The 21230-nt window shown below is 67.0% G+C and carries 21 protein-coding genes; 13 read left to right on the top strand and 8 right to left on the bottom strand.

Annotation, left to right across the window (positions count from 1 at the left end; translation table 11 throughout):
• Positions 1-8 precede the first annotated feature (8 nt).
• Positions 9-914: a substrate-binding periplasmic protein gene (locus tag HMPREF2914_RS23175; RefSeq protein WP_003140149.1), complete on the bottom strand. Its 906-nt coding sequence runs from the start codon at positions 912-914 to the stop codon at positions 9-11.
• On the opposite strand from HMPREF2914_RS23175, the gene HMPREF2914_RS23180 reads away from it, so the two are divergent.
• Complete coding sequence (locus HMPREF2914_RS23180; protein WP_003140148.1) at positions 913-1947, top strand: amidohydrolase family protein; 1035 nt, start codon at positions 913-915, stop codon at positions 1945-1947. The two genes, HMPREF2914_RS23175 and HMPREF2914_RS23180, sit on opposite strands and share 2 nt — an antisense overlap.
• 68 nt (positions 1948-2015) lie before the next feature.
• On the top strand, positions 2016-2492 hold the full coding sequence (locus tag HMPREF2914_RS23185) for a DUF3859 domain-containing protein (RefSeq protein WP_003087466.1): 477 nt from the start codon (positions 2016-2018) through the stop codon (positions 2490-2492).
• A 173-nt stretch (positions 2493-2665) separates the two neighbouring features.
• On the opposite strand, the gene HMPREF2914_RS23190 is transcribed toward HMPREF2914_RS23185, so the two are convergent.
• The 7 genes from HMPREF2914_RS23190 to HMPREF2914_RS23220 form a co-directional block, all read right to left on the bottom strand.
• Positions 2666-3106 carry a biofilm oxidative stress transcriptional regulator BosR gene (locus HMPREF2914_RS23190; protein WP_003087468.1) on the bottom strand — a complete coding sequence of 147 codons (441 nt, stop codon included), beginning with the start codon at positions 3104-3106 and terminating at the stop codon, positions 2666-2668.
• A 104-nt stretch (positions 3107-3210) separates the two neighbouring features.
• Positions 3211-4836, bottom strand: coding sequence for a methyl-accepting chemotaxis protein (locus tag HMPREF2914_RS23195; protein ID WP_003109962.1), 1626 nt, complete (start codon positions 4834-4836; stop codon positions 3211-3213).
• 153 nt (positions 4837-4989) lie between these two features.
• Complete coding sequence (fabB, locus tag HMPREF2914_RS23200) at positions 4990-6207, bottom strand: beta-ketoacyl-ACP synthase I (protein ID WP_003087471.1); 1218 nt, start codon at positions 6205-6207, stop codon at positions 4990-4992.
• An 11-nt stretch (positions 6208-6218) separates the two neighbouring features.
• Positions 6219-6734 carry a 3-hydroxyacyl-[acyl-carrier-protein] dehydratase FabA gene (gene fabA / locus HMPREF2914_RS23205; protein WP_003087475.1) on the bottom strand — a complete coding sequence of 172 codons (516 nt, stop codon included), beginning with the start codon at positions 6732-6734 and terminating at the stop codon, positions 6219-6221.
• Positions 6735-6922: 188 nt separating this feature from the next.
• Positions 6923-8878: an ATP-binding protein gene (locus tag HMPREF2914_RS23210; RefSeq protein WP_003109961.1), complete on the bottom strand. Its 1956-nt coding sequence runs from the start codon at positions 8876-8878 to the stop codon at positions 6923-6925.
• Positions 8875-9633, bottom strand: a complete 759-nt coding sequence (locus HMPREF2914_RS23215) for a hypothetical protein (RefSeq protein ID WP_003140145.1) — start codon at positions 9631-9633, stop codon at positions 8875-8877. The genes HMPREF2914_RS23210 and HMPREF2914_RS23215 overlap by 4 nt, the downstream gene beginning before the upstream one ends.
• Before the next feature lie 171 nt (positions 9634-9804).
• Positions 9805-11913: a TonB-dependent receptor plug domain-containing protein gene (locus HMPREF2914_RS23220; protein ID WP_003109959.1), complete on the bottom strand. Its 2109-nt coding sequence runs from the start codon at positions 11911-11913 to the stop codon at positions 9805-9807.
• A 150-nt stretch (positions 11914-12063) separates the two neighbouring features.
• Between HMPREF2914_RS23220 and HMPREF2914_RS23225 the strand changes: the two genes are divergently transcribed.
• The 11 genes from HMPREF2914_RS23225 (at position 12064) to HMPREF2914_RS23275 (ending at position 21078) form a co-directional block, all read left to right on the top strand.
• The gene (locus tag HMPREF2914_RS23225; RefSeq protein ID WP_003109958.1) at positions 12064-13086 is read left to right on the top strand and encodes an NAD(P)H-dependent glycerol-3-phosphate dehydrogenase; all 1023 of its coding nucleotides are present in this window, start codon (positions 12064-12066) and stop codon (positions 13084-13086) included.
• Positions 13087-13099: 13 nt separating this feature from the next.
• Complete coding sequence (locus HMPREF2914_RS23230) at positions 13100-13441, top strand: DUF4389 domain-containing protein (RefSeq protein WP_003097882.1); 342 nt, start codon at positions 13100-13102, stop codon at positions 13439-13441.
• Positions 13438-13902, top strand: a complete 465-nt coding sequence (gene sixA, locus HMPREF2914_RS23235) for a phosphohistidine phosphatase SixA (protein ID WP_003087483.1) — start codon at positions 13438-13440, stop codon at positions 13900-13902. Before HMPREF2914_RS23230 ends, sixA begins: the two co-directional genes overlap by 4 nt.
• Before the next feature lie 126 nt (positions 13903-14028).
• Positions 14029-15696, top strand: coding sequence for an AMP-binding protein (locus HMPREF2914_RS23240; RefSeq protein WP_003087486.1), 1668 nt, complete (start codon positions 14029-14031; stop codon positions 15694-15696).
• A 52-nt stretch (positions 15697-15748) separates the two neighbouring features.
• Positions 15749-16186, top strand: coding sequence for a hotdog fold thioesterase (locus tag HMPREF2914_RS23245; protein ID WP_003087490.1), 438 nt, complete (start codon positions 15749-15751; stop codon positions 16184-16186).
• A 57-nt stretch (positions 16187-16243) separates the two neighbouring features.
• Positions 16244-17068, top strand: a complete 825-nt coding sequence (locus HMPREF2914_RS23250) for an AraC family transcriptional regulator (protein WP_023091992.1) — start codon at positions 16244-16246, stop codon at positions 17066-17068.
• Positions 17069-17108: 40 nt separating this feature from the next.
• On the top strand, positions 17109-17750 hold the full coding sequence (locus HMPREF2914_RS23255) for a LysE family translocator (RefSeq protein ID WP_003120430.1): 642 nt from the start codon (positions 17109-17111) through the stop codon (positions 17748-17750).
• Positions 17751-17851: 101 nt separating this feature from the next.
• Complete coding sequence (locus HMPREF2914_RS23260; protein ID WP_003087496.1) at positions 17852-18664, top strand: alpha/beta fold hydrolase; 813 nt, start codon at positions 17852-17854, stop codon at positions 18662-18664.
• Positions 18661-19521 (top strand): alpha/beta fold hydrolase, encoded by an 861-nt coding sequence (locus tag HMPREF2914_RS23265; RefSeq protein ID WP_023091991.1) that lies wholly within the window; start codon positions 18661-18663, stop codon positions 19519-19521. The genes HMPREF2914_RS23260 and HMPREF2914_RS23265 overlap by 4 nt, the downstream gene beginning before the upstream one ends.
• 79 nt (positions 19522-19600) lie before the next feature.
• The gene (locus HMPREF2914_RS23270) at positions 19601-20263 is read left to right on the top strand and encodes a glutathione S-transferase family protein (protein WP_003087500.1); all 663 of its coding nucleotides are present in this window, start codon (positions 19601-19603) and stop codon (positions 20261-20263) included.
• An 8-nt stretch (positions 20264-20271) separates the two neighbouring features.
• Positions 20272-21078, top strand: coding sequence for a DUF4892 domain-containing protein (locus HMPREF2914_RS23275; protein ID WP_003087504.1), 807 nt, complete (start codon positions 20272-20274; stop codon positions 21076-21078).
• Positions 21079-21230: the final 152 nt, after the last annotated feature.

Below are 21230 nucleotides of genomic sequence, written 5' to 3' on the forward strand. Positions count from 1 at the left end.
ATTCTAGCTCACGGCCGGTACCAGAGTGCCTCGCGCTGAAAAGGAGTTTTTCCTGGAAGATAGGGGTTTTTCAGCTCGATTATTCTCCGCTGCCGAAGGGCAAGCTTTTCCAGCCGCGTCTTGAAATGTCGCTCGAACAGCCGTTCGAAGCTACCGTCGGCAATCGCCTTCTCCAGGCCCTGGCGAATGGCCTCGGCCAGTTCCGGGCGTTGACGCGAAACGAAGAAATAGAAGGCCGCGGGGTAGTGCAGGGCCAGGTGCTGGTCGATCGCCAGGTGCAGCCCGGCGCGGGAGGCGTCCTCCAGTTCTCCGTCGATCACTACGACCTCGCGGGGGAAGACCTCGAAGCGGCCGGCATCGAGCATGCGGAACAGGCTCTCGTAGCTCTGGCTGGTCTTCACCTCCAGGCCGTTGGCGCGCAGGATCGGTGTGTCGGCCCAGTCCTGGCGCTGGCCGAAGCGCAGGCGGCGGAGATCGTCGAGGGTCCGCACCGAGGCCAGGAGGTCCTTGTTGGCGGCGCTGACCAGAGGAATGCGCCAGCCGATCAGGCCGCGATAGATCGGAATGCGGATCGGCAGCAGGGTCTCTTCCAGGTCGTCGCGGGACTGCGCCCACATCACCTGCAGGCCCGGATCGTCCTGCTCCAGGCGCAGTTGCGCACGGGACTGCGGCATGGGCTGCGCGCTGGGCTCCAGGCGGTAGTCGCCGCCGCTCCTGGCCAGCGCCAGTTGCAGCAGCTCGACGACGTAGGGTTCGGGGTTGCGCCCTTCGGAATGGCGCGGATAGATCACCCGTTCGCCAGCCCCGGCATGCCAGGCCAGCAGGCCGAACAGCAGGGCCAGCCAGCGGAGCGGCGAACCCTGGCCGAGCGGCTGCGGTCTATGTTCACTCAGGCCTATCAGGAGGAATGCCATGGCTGGCCCCCGTACGCGTGCCCTGTTTTCGACATTGTTCGCCCTGTCCCTGGTGACATCCTTGACCCATGCCAGGGATTATCGCTACAGCGACGCTCACGTGCACTACGTGGATTTCTTCCAGGAAAGCGAAGGCATGCCGCGCCTGCTGGAGGCGATGGACAAAGGCCGGGTCGACCATGTGATGCTCAGCGGCGTCGCGGTCGCCAAGAAATGGCACGAGGACGAGCCGAAGCGGCCGCGCTACTACGCTGGCGACGATGCCGGAGCCTATTGGTACAGCGCCACCGACGTGATCGTGGCGGCGGCGGTGAAATCCCTGCCAGCCGAGCAGCGGCGGCGCGTGCATCCGTTCCTGACCGGTTTCAACCCGACCGACAAGAACGCCGACGCGCACATCCGTCGCATGCTGGAGCTGGACCCGGGACTCTGGCAGGGCATCGGCGAGATCTTTACCCGGCACGACGACCTCACCGCGCTGACCTACGGCGACGTGCCGAGGGCCAACAATGAGGCGCTGGCGCGGGTCTATCACCTGGCCGCCGAATTCGACCTGCCGGTGTTGCTGCACGCCAACGTCACTTCCAAGCGCGAACGCAACCCGCTGTACCTGGCGGAAATCGAGGAGCCCCTGCGCAATCACCCGCATGTGCGGTTCATCTGGGCCCATGCCGGGACCAGCATGGAGATCCATCGCCACCAGAAGAAACTGGACTTCCTCCTGCCGACCCTTGGGCGTCTGCTGCAGCGCTACCCGAACCTCTACATCGACCTGTCCTGGTCGGTGTTGCGCCCGTACCTGCTGGACGAGCAGGGCAAGCCCGACCCGCAGTGGCTGGCACTGGTCGAGCGGTTTCCGCAACGCTTCATGCTCGGTTCCGATGTGGTCGGCCAGTTCGACAGCCTGCCCGAGTTGATGGCGAGCTTCGATCCGTTCCTCGACGCCTTGCCCGAGCAGGTCGCTCGCCAGGTGGCGCGGGACAACTTCCTGGCGGTGCTGCCGCGCCAGCCCGCCGATCCGCGAGGCGAATAACCCGGATTCGTCATCAGTCTGTCATGCCGGCGTCATAGGCTCGCGCCAGTCCCATCCAGGAGTGAGTCATGTCCTTCATCCGTTCTTGCATCAGTCGTTCCGTCTTCCTGCTCGGCGCCGGCGTCGCCGTGGCGGCGCAGGCCGAGGTGCGTATCGACGGCCCCATCGAATATGGCGTGTTCGAAAGCCGCTACCAGGATTTCCAGCCCGGCGAACGGGTATTGACCCGTAGCGAGCAGAACATCCAGCAGACCACCGAAGTCCCGGCCAAGCTCGGCACCAAGTTCGGCATGCGTTATCAACTCAGCGGCAAGCAGGAAGGCGATACGCCTTTGACGCTGCTCTACCTCACCCCGGGCGTGGTCACTCCGGATGGCCAGCGGCATGACAAGTTCGAAGTGGTGCAGAAGCTGGTGCCGGGCGCGCCGACCGATGTCATGGCCTACGAATTCACCGAGCCGCACGAAGTGGTGAAGGGCGAATGGCGGTTGATGGTGTTCCAGGGCGATCGCCTGCTGGCGGAGAAATCCTTCGACGTGCGCTGAGCGCGAGCCATGCAAAGCGCTGGTTTTCTTGTGTCGCGTGGATAACGCGGGGGCGCCATTCGCTCTACCGGGCAAGGGTTGCCTGCGTGCGGCAGGGCGAATAGCCGCCCGCGGTTATCCGCCGTTTTGGCGGCGTACGCGCGGATGCCGATGGTAGCCTGTTCGTCCTTCGATCAGTCCCTGCTGACCCGGGTATCTTCCGCGGCGAGCGGACTGCCGTCGCCGGCGCGTACCTGCAGGCGCGGCACCGGCTGGCCGCTGTCGCGCTCGACCAGGCGGACATGGGATTCGTCCGGGGCGAAGAAATAGTCCTCGCCCCACTGCCGAATCGCCACCAGCAGGGGGAAGAGCGCGCGTCCCTTGTCAGTCAGGCGGTATTCCTGGTGACTGCCGCTTTCGGCCGGGACCGCCACCATCACGCCGTGCTCCACCAGGTTGCGCAGGCGCGCCGCCAGGATGTTCTTGGCCAGGCCGAGGCTCTTCTGGAATTCGCCGAAGCGCGTCAGTCCTTCGAAGGCATCGCGCACGATGAGCATCGACCAGCCGTCGCCGATCACGTCCAGCGGGCGGGCGACTGGACAACTGGCTTGCTTGTGGCTGGTGCGCTTGACCATCAGGGCGGCTCCGGGGGGGAGAGGATCGGGTTTCATGGTAAAACCCGGGCTCCACGCTGGGCAACCGCAGCAAGTGCGCCGCCGTGAGACGGCGCACGGCATGGTCAGACGACGAAGCGGGTGACCATGTTGTTCAGGTCGATGGCCAGTTGCGACAGTTCCTGGCTGGCGGCGGCGGTCTGGTTGGAGCCGGCGGACGTCTGCAGCGAGATGTCGCGGATGTTCACCAGGTTGCGGTCGACCTCGCGGGCCACCTGGGCCTGCTGCTCGGAGGCGCTGGCGATCACCAGGGTACGCTCGTTGATCTGGCCGACCCGCTCGGCGATCTCGTTCAGCGCCAGGCCGGCGGCTTCGGCGATCTCCAGCATGTTGCGGGCGCGTACGCTGCTGCTGTCCATGGCGCCGACCGCGGCGCCGGTGCCTTCCTGGATGTTGGCGATCATCTGCTCGATCTCGCGGGTGGATTCCTGGGTGCGATGGGCGAGGGCGCGAACCTCGTCGGCGACCACGGCGAAACCGCGGCCCTGCTCGCCGGCGCGAGCCGCCTCGATGGCCGCGTTGAGCGCCAGGAGATTGGTCTGTTCGGCGATACCGCGGATCACGTCGAGGACCTTGGAAATGTCCTGGGCCTTTTCCGCCAGGCCGCCGACCAGCGCCGAGGTATTGTCCACTTCTTCGCTCATCAGGCGGATCGCCTGGACCGTCTCCAGTACCCGCTGGCGTCCGTTCTGCGCCGATTGCTCGGAGGCGGACGAGGCGTCCGAGGTGGAGCTGGCGTTGCGCGCCACTTCCTCGACGGCGGCGGTCATCTCGTTGACCGCGGTGGCGGCCATCTGGATTTCGTCGTTCTGCTGGGTCAGCGAGCGGTTGCCCTGCTCGGTGACGGCGCTGAGTTCCTCCGCGGCGGAGGCCAGTTGGGTCGCCGAGCTGCCGATCTGCTGGATGGTCTGGCGCAGTTGTGCCTGCATGCCCTGGAGGGCGACCAGCAACTTGGCCGGTTCGTCGCGGCCAGAGGTGTCGATGCGGCTGGTGAGGTCGCCCGAAGCGATCACCTCGGCCACTCGCAGCGCCTCGCCGAGCGGTTGGGTGATGCTGCGGGTGAACAGCCAAGCCAGTACCACGGTAGCGAGGCCGGCGACCAGCAGTACGCCGATCACTGCGGCGAAGGCGCTGTGATAGACCTCATCGGCCGTGTGGCTGGCCTGGCTGGCGCCCTTGACGTTGAAGTCGATCAGCGCCTGCAGTTGCTGCTGGGTGGCGCGGTACTGGTCGAGCAAGGTGCTTTCGGTGTACTGGCGGGTCTCTTCCAGCGGCTTGCTGCGCGACATCTGCACCAGGGTCTGCTGGCTTTGCAGGAGCGTCTGCCGGGTAGCCAGGTAGCGCTCGTAGATCGAGCGCTCGTCGGCACCACTGATCAGCCGTTGGTAGGCGCCCTCGCGATCGGTCAGTTCCTTGCCGATTTCCGTCATGCGGCTTTCCAGGAAGCGTTTGCTGCTGTCGTCCGCCGCCAGCACATGGGCCAGTTGCACCTGCCGCAGTTCGGCGAGCAGAACGTTCAACTCGGCGCTTTCGCGGACGCTAGGCAGCCAGTTGTCGCTGATGTCCGAAGAGGCTTCGTTGAGCGAACCCATTCGGTTCAGGGAAAAGATGCCGGTGATGACCAGCAGAGCGGTGATCAGGGCGAAACTCAGGGCGGCACGGGTCGCGATGGGCATACTGCGCAAAGACATGATGGCGGATTCCAGGGGGCAGGAGAGAGACGGGGCTGATCAGTTCTATCGGCAGGCGGGGCGCCAGGTTTAGCCCGTTCATGCAGTTCGGGTAAAGAAACGCTGGGTACAAAAAAGCGCCCCGAAGGGCGCTTCATGCGGCGATGGAGGGAATCAACCCTGCCAGCGCTTGAGGACCAGGGTGGCGTTGGTGCCGCCGAAGCCGAAGCTGTTGCTCATGACGGTATCGAGCTTGGCGTTCTCGCGGGTCTCGCGGAGAATCGGCAGGTCGGCCACTTCCGGGTCGAGTTCGTCGATGTTGGCGGAGCCGGCGATGAAGCCGCCTTCCATCATCAGCAGGCAATAGATCGCCTCGTGTACGCCGGCGGCGCCCAGCGAGTGGCCGGACAGGCTCTTCGTCGAGCTGATGGCCGGCGCCTTGTCGCCGAACACTTCGCGCACGCCTCGGATCTCGGCGACGTCGCCGACCGGGGTGGAGGTGCCGTGGGTGTTCAGGTAGTCGATCGGCGCGTCGACGGTGGCCAGCGCCTGCTGCATGCAGCGGATCGCGCCTTCGCCGCTCGGGGCGACCATGTCGTAGCCGTCGGAGGTGGCGCCGTAGCCGACGATCTCGGCGTAGATCTTGGCGCCGCGCTTGAGCGCATGCTCCAGCTCCTCGACCACCACCATGCCGCCGCCGCCGGCGATGACGAAGCCGTCACGCTTGGCGTCGTAGGCGCGGGAGGCCTTTTCCGGCGTCTCGTTGTACTGGGTGGAGAGGGCGCCCATGGCGTCGAACAGGCAGCTCTGGCTCCAGTGTTCCTCTTCGCCGCCGCCGGCGAAGACCACGTCCTGCTTGCCCAGCTGGATTTGTTCCATGGCCTGGCCGATGCAATGCGCGCTGGTGGCGCAGGCGGAGGAGATCGAGTAGTTGACGCCCTTGATCTGGAACGGCGTGGCCAGGCAGGCCGATACGGTGCTGCCCATGGTGCGGGTCACGCGGTATGGGCCGATGCGCTTGACGCCTTTCTCGCGCAGGGTATCGATGGCTTCCATCTGGTTCAGGGTGGAAGCGCCGCCGGAGCCGGCGATCAGGCCGGTGCGGGGGTTGGAAATCTGTTCCGGAGTCAGGCCGGAGTCCTTGATCGCCTGCTCCATCGCCAGGTAGGCGTAGGCGGCGGCATCGCCCATGAAGCGGAAGACCTTGCGATCGATCAGCTCTTCGAGGTTCAGGTCGACCGAACCGGAAACGTGGCTGCGCAGGCCCATCTCGGCGTAGGACGGATTGAAGCGAATGCCGGGCCGACCCGCACGGAGGTTGGCGGAAACGGTGTCTTTGTCATTGCCGAGGCAGGAAACGATGCCCAGACCGGTGATAACGACGCGACGCATGCGGATAACCCTTAGAAGCTGTCAGTGGAGGTGAACAGGCCGACGCGGAGGCCTTCGGCACTGTAGATTTCGCGGCCATCGACGCTGACGGTGCCGTCGGCGATGGCCAGGACCAGCGAACGATTGATCGTGCGCTTGATATGAATGTTATACGTGACCTTCTTCGCTGTCGGCAGAACCTGACCGAAGAACTTCACTTCGCCCGAACCCAGGGCGCGGCCGCGGCCGGGGTTGCCCTGCCAGCCGAGGTAGAAACCGACCAACTGCCACATGGCATCCAGGCCCAGGCAACCGGGCATGACCGGATCGCCTTCGAAGTGACAGGCGAAGAACCACAGGTCCGGGTTGATATCCAGCTCGGCGACCAGCTCGCCCTTGCCATACTTGCCGCCGACATCGCTGATGTGAACGATGCGATCGATCATCAGCATGTTGGGGGCGGGAAGTTGCGCGTTACCCGGGCCGAACAGCTCGCCGCGACTGCAGCGCAGCAGGTCTTCTCGGGTGAAGGCGTGTTGTTTGGTCATGCGAGCTCCTCAAAAATCCCTGAACTGCAGGGTTGTGGCGGTTCGTCCAGCGGCCGTCGCGCCGGGTTATTGTATCGGCGTCGCAGCGGCAGCCTAGTCATAGACTGTTGCGTTGCGGTGAAAGTCACAGTGTCCGGCGAACAGATGTTCACTTTATTCCCGCGTCCGCTTGCCGCCCTTGTCGTAGATCATTCCGGCTCCCCTCGTCCGGTTTCGTTCGACGTCACGGGGAGTTCCGGCTGCGAGCCGATCCAGCGTTGCAGTATGCGTTGCAATTCCGCCCGTTTGAATGGCTTGGCCAGGTAATCGTTCATTCCCGCCTGCAGGCAGTTCTCCCGATCGCCCTGCAGGGCGTTGGCGGTCAGGGCGATGATCGGTACCCGCCGGCCGTTCTCCTGGGCCCTGATTTCCCGTGTCGCCGAGTAGCCGTCGAGCACCGGCAGGCGGCAGTCCATCAGGATCGCGTCGTAGCGCTGGCGCTCGGCGCTGCGCACCGCCTGGATACCGTCGGCGACCAGGGTGACGCGATAGCCGAGGCTGCGCAACATGGCTTCTATGACTGTCTGGTTCACCGGATTGTCCTCGACCAGGAGGATTTCCTGACCGGCGGCAATCGGGGCAGCGTCGCCGGCGGCCTGCTGCCGGTGCGCCGGCGACTGCTGGAAGGGCAGCGGAATCTCCAGGGTGAAGGTCGATCCCGAGCCTTCCTTGCTCTCTGCCTGCAGGGTGCCGCCCATCCGTTCCGCCAGGGTCCTGGCGATCGCCAGGCCGAGCCCGGTGCCGCCGTAGCGCCGGGAAATCGACGAATCCGCCTGCTGGAAGGCGTCGAACATATGTTCCAGGCGTTCCGGCGAGATGCCGATGCCGCTGTCGTGCACCGCGCAGGTCAGCCACAGTACGTCGTGATCGAGCGCCTGCCACTCCAGGCTGAGATGGATGGCGCCTTCCTCGGTGAATTTCAGCGCATTACCCAGCAGATTCACCAGGATCTGTCGGATACGCGTCGGATCGCCGCAGACCTCGATATTCTCCAGGCCGGCCTGGATCTGCAATTCCAGCGCCAGTCCGCGTTGCTGGGCGCTGTGCTGGAACACCAGGGCGGAGCCTTGCACCAGTTCCAGCAGGTTGAAGGGAATGCACTCCAGTTCCAGCGCGCCGCGTTCGATCCTTGAGAAATCGAGAATGTCGTTGATGACCTTCAGCAGGTGTTCGGTGGACTCGGTGGCCAGCGCCGTGTACTCGGCCTGTTCGCGGGTCTGCTCGGTGGTTTCCAGCAGTTGCAGCATGCCCAGCACGCCGTTCATCGGGGTGCGAAGCTCGTGGCTCATCATCGCCAGGAAGTCGGACTTCGCCCGGTTCGCCTGCTCCGCTTCCTCGCGGGCGCTGATCAATTGGCCGATCGCCTGTTCCTGTTCCCGGCTCGCGCGGTCCAGCCCGCTGGCGAGATTGTTGATGTGACGGGCCAGGTCGCCGATCTCGCCGTCGTCGAGGATCGGCAGGCTGGTCTTGTAGTCGCCGCTCTGGATCGCCTCGACCGCCTGGCCCATGGTACTGATCGGCGCCGACAGGCGCTGCGCCAGGCGGCGCGCGACGAGGAAGGTGAGGATCAGGGCGAAGGCGGCCAGCAGGGCGGCCTTCAGGAGGATTTCCTGTTGCCGCTGGCTGAAGGCGTCGTTGGACATGCCGACCACCACCCGACCGAGGTAGTCCTCGCCGGACTGGCCGTCGCCTTCGCTGGCGCCGTCCAGCAGCGGGTCGCTGGCCAGGGCGATGCGCTGGCGCTGGATGGTGGAGTGGAAGATGTCGATCGGCGCGGCGTTCTGCAACGCGCCGGACAACTGTTCGACGTACACCAGGATATTGTCGTTGCGGTCGCGTACCTCGATGAAGCGCACATGCGGGGTGTCGAGGGTGGCCTGCAGCAGCTTCTGCAGCACGGGCGTGTTGCCGGCGATCACGCCGTATTCGGCGGCCGGCGCCAACTGGTCGGCGATCAACTGGCCGGTATGGGTCAGTTCCTGGCGCAGGTCCTGCAGGCGCGAGTAGGTGAAGTAGGCGGTGAGCAGCAGGGTCAGCAACAGCGCCGGGCCCAGGCTGATCGCCAGCATGCGGGTACGGATGTCCCAGCCGTGGCGCTGGCTCATGGTTCTTCTCCTTCGGCGAGGCGCCGGCCGAGGTCGGCGTCGCTGGCCAGGTCGATACCCAGGGAGCGGGCTACCTGCCGATTGCCGAGCACCTTGAAATGCCCTGGATAGAGGCTGAGGGGCCAGTGCCTGGGCGCCTGGCCGAGCAGTTCGTCGAGGGTGTCCAGCCAGTCCTCCTGGTCGCTGTAGCTGCTCGCCAGGCTGCCGGCCTTGACGAAGGCTGCGGTGGGTCCGAGCAGCGCGCGGTTCTTGGCGTAGCTGCCGAGCAGCAGGCTCTTGATGCTCTGCGAGTTGTACAGCTGTTTGTCGTCGATGCCGAGCAGCAGGTCACTATTGCCGAGCAGGAACTGCAGCGGGCGCGGGTCGTCGTTGCCGCTGCTGCTGGCGACGAACAGCTCGAGCCCCTGGCTGCGGGCCTCGCGACGAAGCTCGTCGAGGAGGAATTCGCTGTCCTTGCCGTAGAGCACGCCGATGCGCTGGATGCCCGGCAGGATCAGGCGCGCCAGGCGGAGCTGGCGGGCCGCCGGCGGGTCGCTCCAGAGTACGCAGAGCCCTCCGACGCCGTGTCCGCCATGCCCGTTGGCGCCTGGCAGCAGGCGCTGGCCATCGACCCGGTTGAGCAGCAGCGCCAGGGTCGGTGGCGCCCGGTGCTGGCGCAGGCGCCAGGCCAGGGCCTCGGGGCCGAGCAGGAGCAGGCGGGTGTCGTCGGTGAAGACCATCCCCTCCGCCAGGGCCGCGGGCGTGCGCAGTTCCACCTGGTCCTGCGGCCGTCGCTGCGACAGGGCGTCGCGAAAGGCGTTCACCGCGGCCCCCTGGTTGGCGCTGACCAGGACCAGTTGCGCGGCCTCGCCGACATGCGCGAGACAGCAGACGACGAGCGCGAGCAGCGCCTGGAAAGCCCGACGGGCGGGGCGCAAGCGACGCATCTAGAACGTCACCTCGGCGCTGAAGTAGAGCAGGTGGCGGCTGTCGTAGCGGTTGTCGGGAAAAGTCAGCGGTTGGTCGTCGAGACGCTGTTGGAGCACGCCGGCCAATTCCAGGGCGGCCTTGCCCAGGGGAATGCGCTTGGCCAGGCGCAGGTCGACGCGTTCGAAACGATGTCCATTGAGCGAATCGTCGCCGTAATAGAAGAGGGCGCTGGACCAGCCTTGGCCCCAGTCGTGCATCCAGCCGGCCGAGCCGCCGTGGCGGGCGGTCAGGCGCCGGTCGTAGCGACTGGTGGCGTCGTAGTCGAGATAGGCGTAGGTGGCGCGCAGGCGGTCGCGCAGGCCCAGGCGCCAGTCGAGCTGGCCTTCCGCGCCGGAGAAGCGGATGCGATCGCCGTTGTCCGGGCTGAAGTCGACGACGCTGAGCGGATCGCTGATCAGTCCGGTGATTTCCTCGTGGAACAGGCGCACATCCATGGCCAGCCCGGTCTCGCGGAAAAAACCGTTGTAGCCGATCTCGCGCGAACGGGTGTGTTCCTTGCCCAGGTCGCCGGGGCCGTGGGCGCTGGCGAAGTAGTAGGCTTCGCTCTGCCCGTAGGGCGCCGGTGTCAGGTGGCGGACCCGGTAGCGCCAGTCGACGTCGTTTTCGTACATGCCCGGCGACCGCACCGCCTCCGAATAGACCGCGCGCAGGCTGTGCTGGGGGTTGAACAGGTAGTTCACCGCCAGCCGCGGGCTGAACGAGCTGCCGGAGCCCTCGACGTCTTCGAGCATCCCGCCGCCCTGCAGCAGCCAGTGTTCGCCGGCATGCCACTCCAACTGGCTGAACAGCCGCCAGATCTGGCTGCTGACCCTGCCGCCGTAGAAGGTCTCGGAGTTTGCCTGGTCGTAGCGGTAGCTCAGGCCGTTCAGCAGGCGCAGGTTGTCGCCCAGGCTGAGGGTGTCCTGCATCTCCAGGTCGTAGCGGCTTTCCCGGATGTTGCGGTCGACCCGGCCGCAGACCGGACGCAGTCCGCCGTTGCGTAGCTGGTCGAGGACCTGGGTCGCCAGTTGCAACTCCTGGGCGCTGCCGGGCGGCAGCCGGGTCGGATCGTCGGCGAACCTGCGCAGGTAGTCCGGGTTCAGTTCCCAGAGTTGCGCCAGTTGCGGGCTGAAGGCGATGCCCGCCTCGCAGGCGTTCCACTCCTGCCGGCGCTCCCAGTGCTGCGCGTAGCCTTGTATATAGAAGCTGTGGCGTGGGTCGAGGTCGACGTTCCAGCGCAGCGAACCGGCATAGTCGTGGGCGAGCGTATCGGAGTTGTCGACGTCGTCGGGAACCTGGGGAAACGGCGAGCGGTAGGCGTAGGGGTGCTGGTTCGAGCCTTCCTTGGCCGCCAGTTGCCACTCCAGGCTCTGGTTCGGCGCCAGGCTGTGGCTGGCGTTGAGGTTGAAGCGGCTGAGCCGGCGGCCGTCGCGCAGGGCGTGACCGTCGTGGTCGTGGTCGAAGCCGTCGTCTTCCTGGCCGGACAGCGACAGGCGGAAGTCGCTGTCTTCCAGGGCGATGCTCTGGCTGGCGTACCAGTCGCGGATGCCGCGCTGGCCTGCGGTGTATTTCAGGCGCGTGCCGGGCGACTCGCCGGGGGCCCGGGTGATGATGTTGATCACCCCCATCAATGCGTTGGCGCCGTAGCTGACGGTATTCGGACCGCGGAACACTTCGATCCGCTCGACATCCTCGAGGGCCAGCGGCAGGTCGCTCCAGTCGACGCTGGCGAGGCCCGGGCGGTACACCGAGCGACCGTCGATCAGTACTTGCAGGCGCCGCGCCCCCGACATGCTGGTGCCGTGGTAGTTGACCGTGGGCTGGTTGCCGGACAGGTAGCCGACCATCATGCCCGGGACCAGGCGCATCAGTTCGGGAATGTCGCGGGCGCCGCTGGCGACGATCAGCTCGCGGTCGAGCACGCTGATGCTGCCGGGAACTTCCGCCGGGGATTGTTTCAGGCGTGTCGCGGTCAATACTTCGGGAACGCCGCTGGGATCGTTGAACAGGTCGGCGGCCGCGAGCTTGCTGCCGAACAGCAGGGCCAGCAGGGTCAGGGAGACGGGAGCACGCGAAGCGATGGGCACGGAACGACCTTGTTCTCGATAGGTATTGTCTGGCCCGGGCATGGTAAACGAGGCGCGGGCTTTTGCCAGCGCCGGCGTCAAGACTGGTCGGCCGGCTGGCCGACCGTATAATGGCGTGATTGCCGCGTGGCGGCCAGAAATGGATGAATCATGACAGAGCAGCAACCGATTGCCGTGCTCGGCGGCGGCAGTTTCGGCACCGCCATCGCCAACCTGCTGGCCGAGAACGGCCAGGCGGTCCGCCAGTGGATGCGCGACCCGGAACAGGCCGAGGCGATCCGCACACGACGCGAGAACCCGCGCTACCTGAAAGGGGTCAAGGTGCATCCCGGGGTCGACCCGGTCACCGACCTGGAGCGCACCCTGGCCGATTGCCAACTGATCTTCGTCGCCTTGCCCTCCAGCGCCCTGCGCAAGGTTCTGCAACCACACCAGGCGGCATTGACGGACAAGCTGCTGGTGAGCCTGACCAAGGGCATCGAGGCGCACACCTTCAAACTGATGAGTGAGATTCTCGAGGAAATCGCCCCGCAAGCCCGTATCGGGGTGATTTCCGGCCCGAACCTGGCGCGCGAGATCGCAGAGCACGAGCTGACCGCCACGGTGGTCGCCAGCGAGGACGACGAGCTGTGCGCCCGCGTCCAGGCGGCCCTGCACGGCCGCACCTTCCGCGTCTACGCCAGCCGCGACCGCTTCGGCGTGGAACTCGGCGGTGCGCTGAAGAACGTCTACGCGATCATGGCCGGCCTGGCCGCGGCGATGGACATGGGCGAGAACACCCGCAGCATGCTGATTACCCGGGCGCTGGCGGAAATGACCCGGTTCGCCGTCAAGCTCGGTGCCAACCCGATGACCTTTCTCGGCCTCGCCGGCGTCGGCGACCTGATCGTCACCTGTTCCTCGCCGAAGAGCCGCAACTACCAGGTCGGCCACGCCCTCGGCGAGGGGCTCAGCCTGGAGGAGGCGGTATCGCGCATGGGCGAGACCGCGGAGGGTGTGAACACTCTCAAGGTACTCAAGGAAAAGTCCGACGAGATGCAGGTGTACATGCCGCTGGTCGCCGGTCTCCATGCGATCCTCTTCGAAGGCCGCACCCTGGCGCAGGTCATCCAGCTGCTGATGCGCGGCGAGCCGAAGACCGACGTCGATTTCATTCCCACCACCGGCTTCTGACGAGGAGACCGCCATGTCCGCAGACCCGCAAGCACGCGAATCGATCGCCATCCGCATCCTCTGGATGCTGCTGTTCGTCCTGGTCTGGCAGGTCGCCGAACTGCTCCTCGGGGCGGTGGTGGTGATCCAGCTGGTCTACCGACTGATCTACGGTGCGCCGAACGGCAGCCTGATGGCTTTCGGCGATAGCCTCAGCCAGTACCTGGCGCAGATCGGCCGTTTCGGTACCTTCCACAGCGACGAGAAACCCTGGCCGTTCGCCGACTGGCCGAGCGCCCGCGCCGCCGAGGGCGAGGCCGCCCACAGCGTGCCGCCCGCCGCGCACCCGGCGCGCGACGAAGAGCCGAAGTTGTGAAGCTCTGGCTGTTGCGCCACGGCGAGGCCGAATCGCACGCCAGCCGGGACTCCGAGCGGCGCCTGACCGCCCATGGACGCAAGGAAGTGCTGCAGAGCGCCGCGCGGCTGGCCGGGTTGCCGCTGGACGGGATTCTCGCCAGCCCCTACGTGCGCGCCCAGCAGACCGCCGAGCTGGTGCGCGAGGCACTGGGCCTGGTCGAGCCGGTCGGCACCGCCCCCTGGTTGACCCCCGACGACGATCCGCGCGAGGTGCTCGGTTTCCTCGACGAGCGCAGCGAGCGCAATCTCCTGCTGGTCAGCCACCAGCCCCTGGTCGGAGCGCTGGGCGGTCTGCTGGTGCATGGCAACCGGCGTGATCCGTTGCCGATGAGCACTGCCTCGCTGGCCGAGCTGGAAGGCGACTTCGCCGCCGCCGGGCTGATGACCCTGGTCTCGCTGCATCACCCGCGGCACGGCTAGGAAGTGCCTGGCGCAACGACTACAAACCGAAACATTTCCCGGCTTGCCTGCGGTTGGCTGTGATGGAATATTCGACCAAGCAAGTGCTTGGTCGATCTCCCAGAACAACAACAACGGAGGCGGTACGTGGTCACTGCAAATCGTCTGCCGCTCGAAGTCTTCTTCGAGCGCGAAAAGCGTCATCCGCAACGGCGTTACCTGGTGCAGCCCATCGGTGGCGGCCGGGTCGAGGAGCTGAGCTGGGGCGAGGTGGGCGACCAGGCGCGGCGTGCAGCCGCCTGGTTGCGCAGCCTGGATCTCCCCGCCGGCAGCCGTATCGCGATCATCTCGAAGAACTGTGCGCACTGGATCGTCACTGACCTGGCGATCTGGATGGCCGGGCACGTTTCCGTCCCCCTCTATCCCAATCTCACCGCCGAGTCGGCGCGCCAGGTGCTGGAGCATTCCGAGTCGGCGGTGGTCTTCGTCGGCAAGCTCGACGATTGGCCGGCGATGGCGCCCGGAGTCCCCGAGGGCATACCGACCGTGGCCATGCCGTTGCACCCGGAAGGGCGTTTCGACCGCCAGTGGAGCGACCTGCAGGCCTGCGCGCCGCTCGAAGGCGACACGCCGACCGCCGCCGAGCAACTCGCCACCCTGATCTACACCTCTGGAACCACCGGCGTGCCCAAGGGGGTGATGCACAACTTCAGCAGTTTCGCCTTCGCCGCCAGCCGCGGCGTGGAACTGTTCGGCACTCGCGAAGACGACCGGATGCTCTCCTACCTGCCGCTGTGCCATGTGGCGGAGCGGATGTTCGTCGAGATGGGGTCGCTCTACGGGGGAACCACGGTGTTCTTCGCCGAAAGCCTGGACACCTTCGTCGAGGACATGAAGCGTGCGCGGCCGACCCTGCTGTTCGGCGTGCCGCGCATCTGGACCAAGTTCCAGATGGGGGTGTATTCGAAGATGCCGGCGCAGAAGCTCGACCGCCTGCTGAAGCTGCCGATCCTCGGCCGCATCGTCGGTCGCAAGGTGCTCGCCGGGCTAGGCCTGGACGCGGTGCGCTACGCGCTCTGCGGCGCGGCGCCGGTACCCGAGGCGCTGCTGCTCTGGTATCGCCGCCTGGGCCTGGACGTGCTCGAGGTCTACGGGATGACCGAGAACAGCGGCTACTCCCACGTCTGCCGGCCCGGCCGGCAGAAGACCGGCTGGATCGGCCAGAACAGCCCCGGCGTCGAGGTACGCATCAGCGACGAGGGCGAGGTGCAGGTGCGTAGCGGCGCGACCATGGTCGGCTACTACAAGGAGCCGGAGAAGACCGCCGAGGTGCTCACCGCCGACGGTTTCCTGCGCACCGGCGACAAGGGCGAGCAGGACGCCGACGGCAACCTGCGCCTGACCGGGCGGATGAAGGAAATCTTCAAGACCAGCAAGGGCAAGTACGTGGCGCCGGCGCCGATCGAGAACCGCCTGGCGGTGCACGATCGTATCGAGCAGGTCTGCGTGGTCGGCGAGGGCCTCAGCGCGCCGCTGGGGCTCTGCGTGCTCTCCGAGGTCGGTCGCCGGGAGGCCCTCAATGGTACCCGCGGGGCGCTGGAAAGCAGCCTGCGGGCGCACCTGGAACAGGTCAACGGTGCGCTCGACAAGCACGAGCGCCTGGTCGGCCTGGTCCTGGTGCAGGAAACCTGGGCGGTGGACAACGGTTTCCTCACGCCGACCTTGAAGATCAAGCGCAATATGGTGGAAGGTGCCTATGGCTCGCGCTTCCACGAATGGGTGGAACGCCGCGAGGCCGTGCTCTGGCACGAATGACTCCCACCGACGGGAAGCCCTTCCGGGCTTCCCCCTTGCGCAAGGAATTCCCATGAGCCTCTGGCGACAAACGCCCGACCTGGAGCAACTGAACGCCTCGCAGAAGAACAGCATCGGCGACCTGCTTGGCATCCGCTTCGAAGCCTTCGACGACGAGTCGCTGACCGCCAGCATGCCGGTCGACTCGCGTACCCACCAGCCGTTCGGCCTGCTGCATGGCGGCGCCTCGGTGGTCCTCGCGGAAAGCCTGGGCTCGATGGCCAGCTACCTGTGCGTCGACACCAGTCAGTACTACTGCGTCGGCCTGGAAGTGAACGCCAACCACCTGCGCGGCCTGCGCAGCGGCCGGGTCACTGCGGTGGCCAGGGCGATCCACCTGGGGCGTACCACCCATGTCTGGGACATCCGCCTCAGTGGCGACGACGGCAAGCCGAGCTGCATCGCCCGCCTGACCATGGCGGTGGTGCCGCTGGCGGGCAGGGCGGGCTGAGCGCGGTCCGCAATTTTGTCCAAGATCGTTCCGTCCCGCTGGCGGTAGAGTAGCGGGATGGAGCAGATCACCCATCTCAGCAGCGGGATTCCCGGCGTACGCCTGATCGACGCCGAGCACAACCGCTTTTCCTTTCCCCGGCACTTCCACCTGGAGTACCACATCGGCTTGCTGCTGCAGGGCCGGCATCGCTATGCCGCCGGCGGCGAACGGCGCCTGGCCGGGGCCGGCGACGCGTTGCTGATGGCGCCGGAAAGCATCCACGACGGCAGCAGCGCCGGCGAGGAGGGCTACCGTATCCGCGTCCTGGCGCTCGATGCCGACTGGCTGGAGCGCGCCAGCCGCGACTTCAGCGACGGCCGCCGGGGGGCGCCGCGCCTGACCAGCAGCCTGGTCCGCGACGAGCGTCTGCAGCAGCGCCTGCGTCAGTTGCACCTGGGCATGCTCGGCGGAGCGGCGGCGCTGGAGAACCGTCTGGCCCTGGAAGAGCACCTCTGGCAGGCGCTGGCCTGCCTGCTCAGCCTGGGCAGCAGCCTGCGCCTGGAGGAGGGCGACCGGGAAGGCTTCGGCCAGCGCGACTGGACGCGGCTGCGCGACTGGCTGGAGTCGCGCCTGGAATACCCGCCGAGCCTGGAGGAACTGGCCGCCTTCTGCGGCCTGAGCCCCTGGCAGGCGCTGCGGCGCTTCCGCCGTCACTGTGGCCTGCCGCCCCACCAGTGGCTGACCCAACTGCGCCTGGAGCGCGCCTTGCCGCTGGTACTGCGCGGCGAGCAGCCGTTGAGCCAGGTGGCCCAGCAGTTCGGTTTCTACGACCAGGCGCACTTCAGCCGTCTGTTCCGTCGCACCTACGGGTTACCGCCGGCGCGCCTGCGCCAGCGCTGAATCGCGTTTTCCTTTCCGATCCCTTTTTCGTGGAGTAGCCATGCAGGAATTGTCTGTCTTGCTGACCCTGGCGGCGGTGTTCGCCGTCGCCCTGGTCAGCCCCGGTCCCGATGTCGCCCTGGTGGTGCGCACGTCCCTGCACCAGGGGCGGCGGGCCGGCCTGGCCAGCGCGCTGGGGCTGGCCTGCGGGATTCTCCTGCATACCACCCTGGTGCTGACCGGCGTGTCGCTGCTGCTCAGCCGTACGCCTGTGCTGTTCGCCATTCTGCAGGCGCTCGGCGCGCTGTACCTGGCCTGGCTCGGCGTCGGCGCGCTGCGCGCCTGGCTGCGGCGCGGCGACGGCCAGCCGGGCCGGCTCGACGGGGCGCTGCCGCCGTCGCCCCTGGGGCCCTGGCTGCGCGGGGTGGCGACCAATCTGTTCAATCCCAAGGCGCTGGTGTTCTTCATCGCCTTGCTCGGCAGCCTGATTCCTGCGCAGATGTCGCTCGGCGGCAAGCTGGCGGTGGCGGCGCTGCTGTTCGGCATGGGCGCCTGCTGGTTCGGCCTGCTCAGCCTGACCCTTACCCGCCCGGCCCTGCAGGCCCGCCTGTTGCGCGCGGTGCCCTGGCTGGACGCGGCCTGCGGGGTGGTGTTCCTGCTGGTGGCGGCGGCGATCCTCGAGCATCTCGTCCGCTCTGCCTGAGGTTTTGGCCGCTTCGCCGTGCAAGGCAGCCGGCAAAGCCATTGCCGCCTCGGCGAGGCTGCCGGAGAATCCCTGGCATCAGCCCTGTCGAGACGTCGCGCATGTCGCAATCGGTTTTCTTCGCCCACGCCAACGGCTTCCCGTCGGCTACCTACGCCAAGCTGTTCGAGGCGTTGGCGCCGGAGTACCGGGTGGATCACCTGGAAATGCACGGGCACGACCCGCGTTTCCCGGTGAACGACAACTGGGACAACCTGGTGGACGAACTGCTGCACCATCTCGCCAGCCTGGAACAGCCGGTCTGGGGCGTCGGCCATTCCCTCGGCGGCGTGCTGCACTACCACGCGGCGCTGCGCCGGCCGGAACTCTACCGCGGCGTGGTGATGCTCGATTCGCCGGTGCTGACCCTCGCCGACCGCCTGGTGATCCGTGCCGCCAAGCGCTTCGGCTTCATCGACCGGATCACTCCGGCCGGGCGCACCCTGGGGCGTCGCGAGGCGTTTCCCGACCTGGAGGAGGCGCGGGCCTACTTCTCCGGCAAGGCGCTGTTCCGCCGTTTCGACCCCGACTGCCTGGAGGCCTACGTACGCCACGGGCTGGCCGACAGCGGCGGCGGTTCCGGCCTGCGCCTGCGCTTCGATCCGGCCACCGAGATCAGCATCTACCGCAGCGTGCCGCACAGCAGTCCGGGGCGTGCGCGGCAGTTGCAGGTGCCGCTGGCGATGGTGCGCGGGCGGCACAGCAAGGTGGTGTTGCCGCACCACACCCGGCTGATCCGGGCGATGCCGCGCGGCGAGTTCATGTCGCTGCCCGGCGGCCACATGTTCCCGCTGGAGCGCCCGCGGGAAACCGCCGAACTGCTGAAAGGCGTGTTCGATCGCTGGTCGCGGGCGACCGAGGAGCGTTCGGCATGAGCCTGCAGGTCGAGGAAGTACGCATCAGCCTGCCGCACATCGAACTGGCCGCGCATCTGTTCGGTCCGCCGGACGGCAAGCCGGTGATCGCCCTGCATGGCTGGCTGGACAACGCCATGAGCTTCTCGCGCCTGGCGCCGAAGCTCGCCGGGCTGCGTATCGTCGCCCTCGACTTCGCCGGCCACGGGCATTCCGCGCATCGTGCCGAGGGTGCCAGCTACCTGCTCTGGGACTACGCGCTGGACGTGCTGCTGGTGGCCGAGCAACTGGGCTGGGAGCGGTTTTCCCTGTTGGGGCACTCGATGGGCGCCATCGTCTCGGTGCTGCTCGCCGGGGCCTTGCCCGAGCGCATCGAGCGGCTGGCGTTGATCGATGGCCTGATTCCCTACACTGGCGAAGCCGACAAGGCGCCGCAGAAGCTCGGCGAAGCGCTGAAGGCGCAACTGGCGCTACGCCACAAGCGCAAGCCGGTCTATGCCGAGCTGGAAAAAGCCGTGGAAGCGCGGATGCGCGGGGTAGGCGAGATCTCCCGGGAGGCCGCCGAACTGCTCGCCCAGCGCGGCCTGGAACCGGTGCCCGGCGGCTATACCTGGCGCACCGACGCGCGCCTGACCCTACCGTCGCCGCTGCGCCTGACCCAGGCCCACGCGCTGAACTTCGTGCGCAGCGTGGAATGCCCGGTCAGCCTGGTACTGGCCGAACAGGGCATGCTGGCGGTGGAGCCGCGCATGCGGGCGCTGCTGGAGACCCTGCCGTTCGAGCGGCACCACCTGCCGGGCGGGCATCACCTGCATCTGGACGATGAGGCCGGGGCGCAGGCGGTGGCCAGGGTCTTCGCGGCCTTCTTCGCGCGCTGAAACACCGGCTTGCCGTTGTTTCCTTGACTATTCCGGGTCCAGCCGTAAGGCTGGACGGATCGTTACGGAGAGTCACCGCATGATCGATCTCTACACCGCCGCCACGCCGAACGGCCACAAGGTTTCCATCGCCCTCGAGGAAATGGGCCTGCCCTACAGGGTGCACGCGCTGTCGTTCGACAAGAAGGAGCAGAAGGCTCCGGAATTCCTCAGGATCAATCCCAACGGCCGCATCCCGGCCATCGTCGACCGCGACAACGACGACTTCGCCGTCTTCGAGTCGGGCGCGATCCTCATCTACCTCGCCGAGAAGACCGGGCAACTGATGCCCGCCGACGTCAAGGGTCGCTCGCGGGTGATCCAGTGGCTGATGTTCCAGATGGGCGGGGTCGGCCCGATGCAGGGGCAGGCCAACGTGTTCTTCCGTTATTTCCCGGAGAAGTTGCAGGGCGCCATCGACCGCTACCAGCATGAGACCCGGCGCCTCTACGAAGTTCTCGACGGTCGCCTGGGCGAGGCCGAGTACCTCGCCGGCGACTACAGCATTGCCGACATCGCCACCTATCCCTGGGTGCGCATCCACGACTGGTCCGGTGTCGCCGTCGACGGGCTGGACAACCTGCAACGCTGGATCGCCGCCATCGAGGCGCGTCCCGCGGTGCAGCGCGGACTGCTGGTGCCGCGGCGGGAGAAGGAGGGCGACGACGCCATCCGTACCGCCCAGTCGATGCTGACCCGTTGAGGGCCGGTATGCGAGGGTTCCTGTTGCTATCCCTGGGCGTTTTCAGCTTTTCGGCGCTGGCCGCCGACCTTCCCGGCAGCCATGACCTGGACGTCCTGCCGCGCTTCCCGCGCGCCGAGATCGTCGACTTCCGCCAGGCGCCGAGCGAGGAGCGGATCTACCCGCTAGGGGCGATCAGCCGCATCAGCGGTCGCCTGCGCATGGAGGGCGAGGTGCGCGCCGAAGGCGAGCTGACCGCGCTGACCTACCGCTTGCCGCCCGAGCACAGCAGCCAGGAGGCGTTCGCCGCGGCGCGCACCGCGCTGCTCAAGGCCGACGCCACGCCGTTGTTCTGGTGCGAGCGGCGCGACTGCGGCTCCAGCAGCCTGCTGGCCAACGCCGTGTTCGGCAATGCCAAGCTGTACGGCCCGGACGAGCAGCAGGCCTACCTGCTGGTGCGCCTGGCGGCGCCACAGGAGAACAGCCTGGTGGCGGTCTACTCGATCACCCGCGGCAATCGCCGCGCCTACCTGCAGGCCGAGGAACTCAAGGCCGATGCGCCGCTGGGGGAACTGCTGCCGAGCCCGGCGACCCTGCTGCGCCTGCTCAAGGCCAACGGCGAACTGACCCTCAGCCATGTGCCGGCGGAGCCGGCCGGCTCCTGGCTTGAGTTGCTGGTGCGGACCCTGCGCCTGGATACCGGGGTGCGGGTCGAGCTGTCCGGCAAGCACGCCCAGGAGTGGCGCGACGCCCTGCGCGGGCAGGGCGTGCTGAACAGCCGCATGGAGCTGGGCCAGTCGGAGGTCGAGGGCCTGCACCTCAACTGGCTGCGTTGAACGCGTTCGCCCGGGCCTGCGGGCCCGGGCGATGGCGAAAATGCCTTCGGCAAGGCCGCCCGCCAGAGTAGACTGCCTTTCCCCCGCGCCCCACGCTCCGGCTGGAAACGGCGCACGCCGAGCGCTGTCTATCGGTGTATCCCCCTTTGAGG

Source organism: Pseudomonas sp. HMSC067G02 (assembly GCF_001813485.1).
GTDB classification, from domain to species: Bacteria; Pseudomonadota; Gammaproteobacteria; order Pseudomonadales; family Pseudomonadaceae; genus Pseudomonas; species Pseudomonas aeruginosa.

Coding starts and splice junctions, on each gene's coding strand:
- HMPREF2914_RS23190 (WP_003087468.1), bottom strand. CDS start 3,106: ATGGTCAAGCGCACCAGCCACAAGCAAGCCAGTTGTCCAGTCGCCCGC.
- fabB (WP_003087471.1), bottom strand. CDS start 6,207: ATGCGTCGCGTCGTTATCACCGGTCTGGGCATCGTTTCCTGCCTCGGC.
- HMPREF2914_RS23265 (WP_023091991.1), top strand. CDS start 18,661: ATGAGCCTGCAGGTCGAGGAAGTACGCATCAGCCTGCCGCACATCGAA.
- HMPREF2914_RS23210 (WP_003109961.1), bottom strand. CDS start 8,878: ATGAGCCAGCGCCACGGCTGGGACATCCGTACCCGCATGCTGGCGATC.
- fabA (WP_003087475.1), bottom strand. CDS start 6,734: ATGACCAAACAACACGCCTTCACCCGAGAAGACCTGCTGCGCTGCAGT.
- HMPREF2914_RS23175 (WP_003140149.1), bottom strand. CDS start 914: ATGGCATTCCTCCTGATAGGCCTGAGTGAACATAGACCGCAGCCGCTC.
- HMPREF2914_RS23180 (WP_003140148.1), top strand. CDS start 913: ATGGCTGGCCCCCGTACGCGTGCCCTGTTTTCGACATTGTTCGCCCTG.
- HMPREF2914_RS23225 (WP_003109958.1), top strand. CDS start 12,064: ATGACAGAGCAGCAACCGATTGCCGTGCTCGGCGGCGGCAGTTTCGGC.
- HMPREF2914_RS23185 (WP_003087466.1), top strand. CDS start 2,016: ATGTCCTTCATCCGTTCTTGCATCAGTCGTTCCGTCTTCCTGCTCGGC.
- HMPREF2914_RS23255 (WP_003120430.1), top strand. CDS start 17,109: ATGCAGGAATTGTCTGTCTTGCTGACCCTGGCGGCGGTGTTCGCCGTC.
- HMPREF2914_RS23275 (WP_003087504.1), top strand. CDS start 20,272: ATGCGAGGGTTCCTGTTGCTATCCCTGGGCGTTTTCAGCTTTTCGGCG.
- HMPREF2914_RS23270 (WP_003087500.1), top strand. CDS start 19,601: ATGATCGATCTCTACACCGCCGCCACGCCGAACGGCCACAAGGTTTCC.
- HMPREF2914_RS23230 (WP_003097882.1), top strand. CDS start 13,100: ATGTCCGCAGACCCGCAAGCACGCGAATCGATCGCCATCCGCATCCTC.
- HMPREF2914_RS23195 (WP_003109962.1), bottom strand. CDS start 4,836: ATGTCTTTGCGCAGTATGCCCATCGCGACCCGTGCCGCCCTGAGTTTC.
- HMPREF2914_RS23250 (WP_023091992.1), top strand. CDS start 16,244: ATGGAGCAGATCACCCATCTCAGCAGCGGGATTCCCGGCGTACGCCTG.
- HMPREF2914_RS23245 (WP_003087490.1), top strand. CDS start 15,749: ATGAGCCTCTGGCGACAAACGCCCGACCTGGAGCAACTGAACGCCTCG.
- HMPREF2914_RS23260 (WP_003087496.1), top strand. CDS start 17,852: ATGTCGCAATCGGTTTTCTTCGCCCACGCCAACGGCTTCCCGTCGGCT.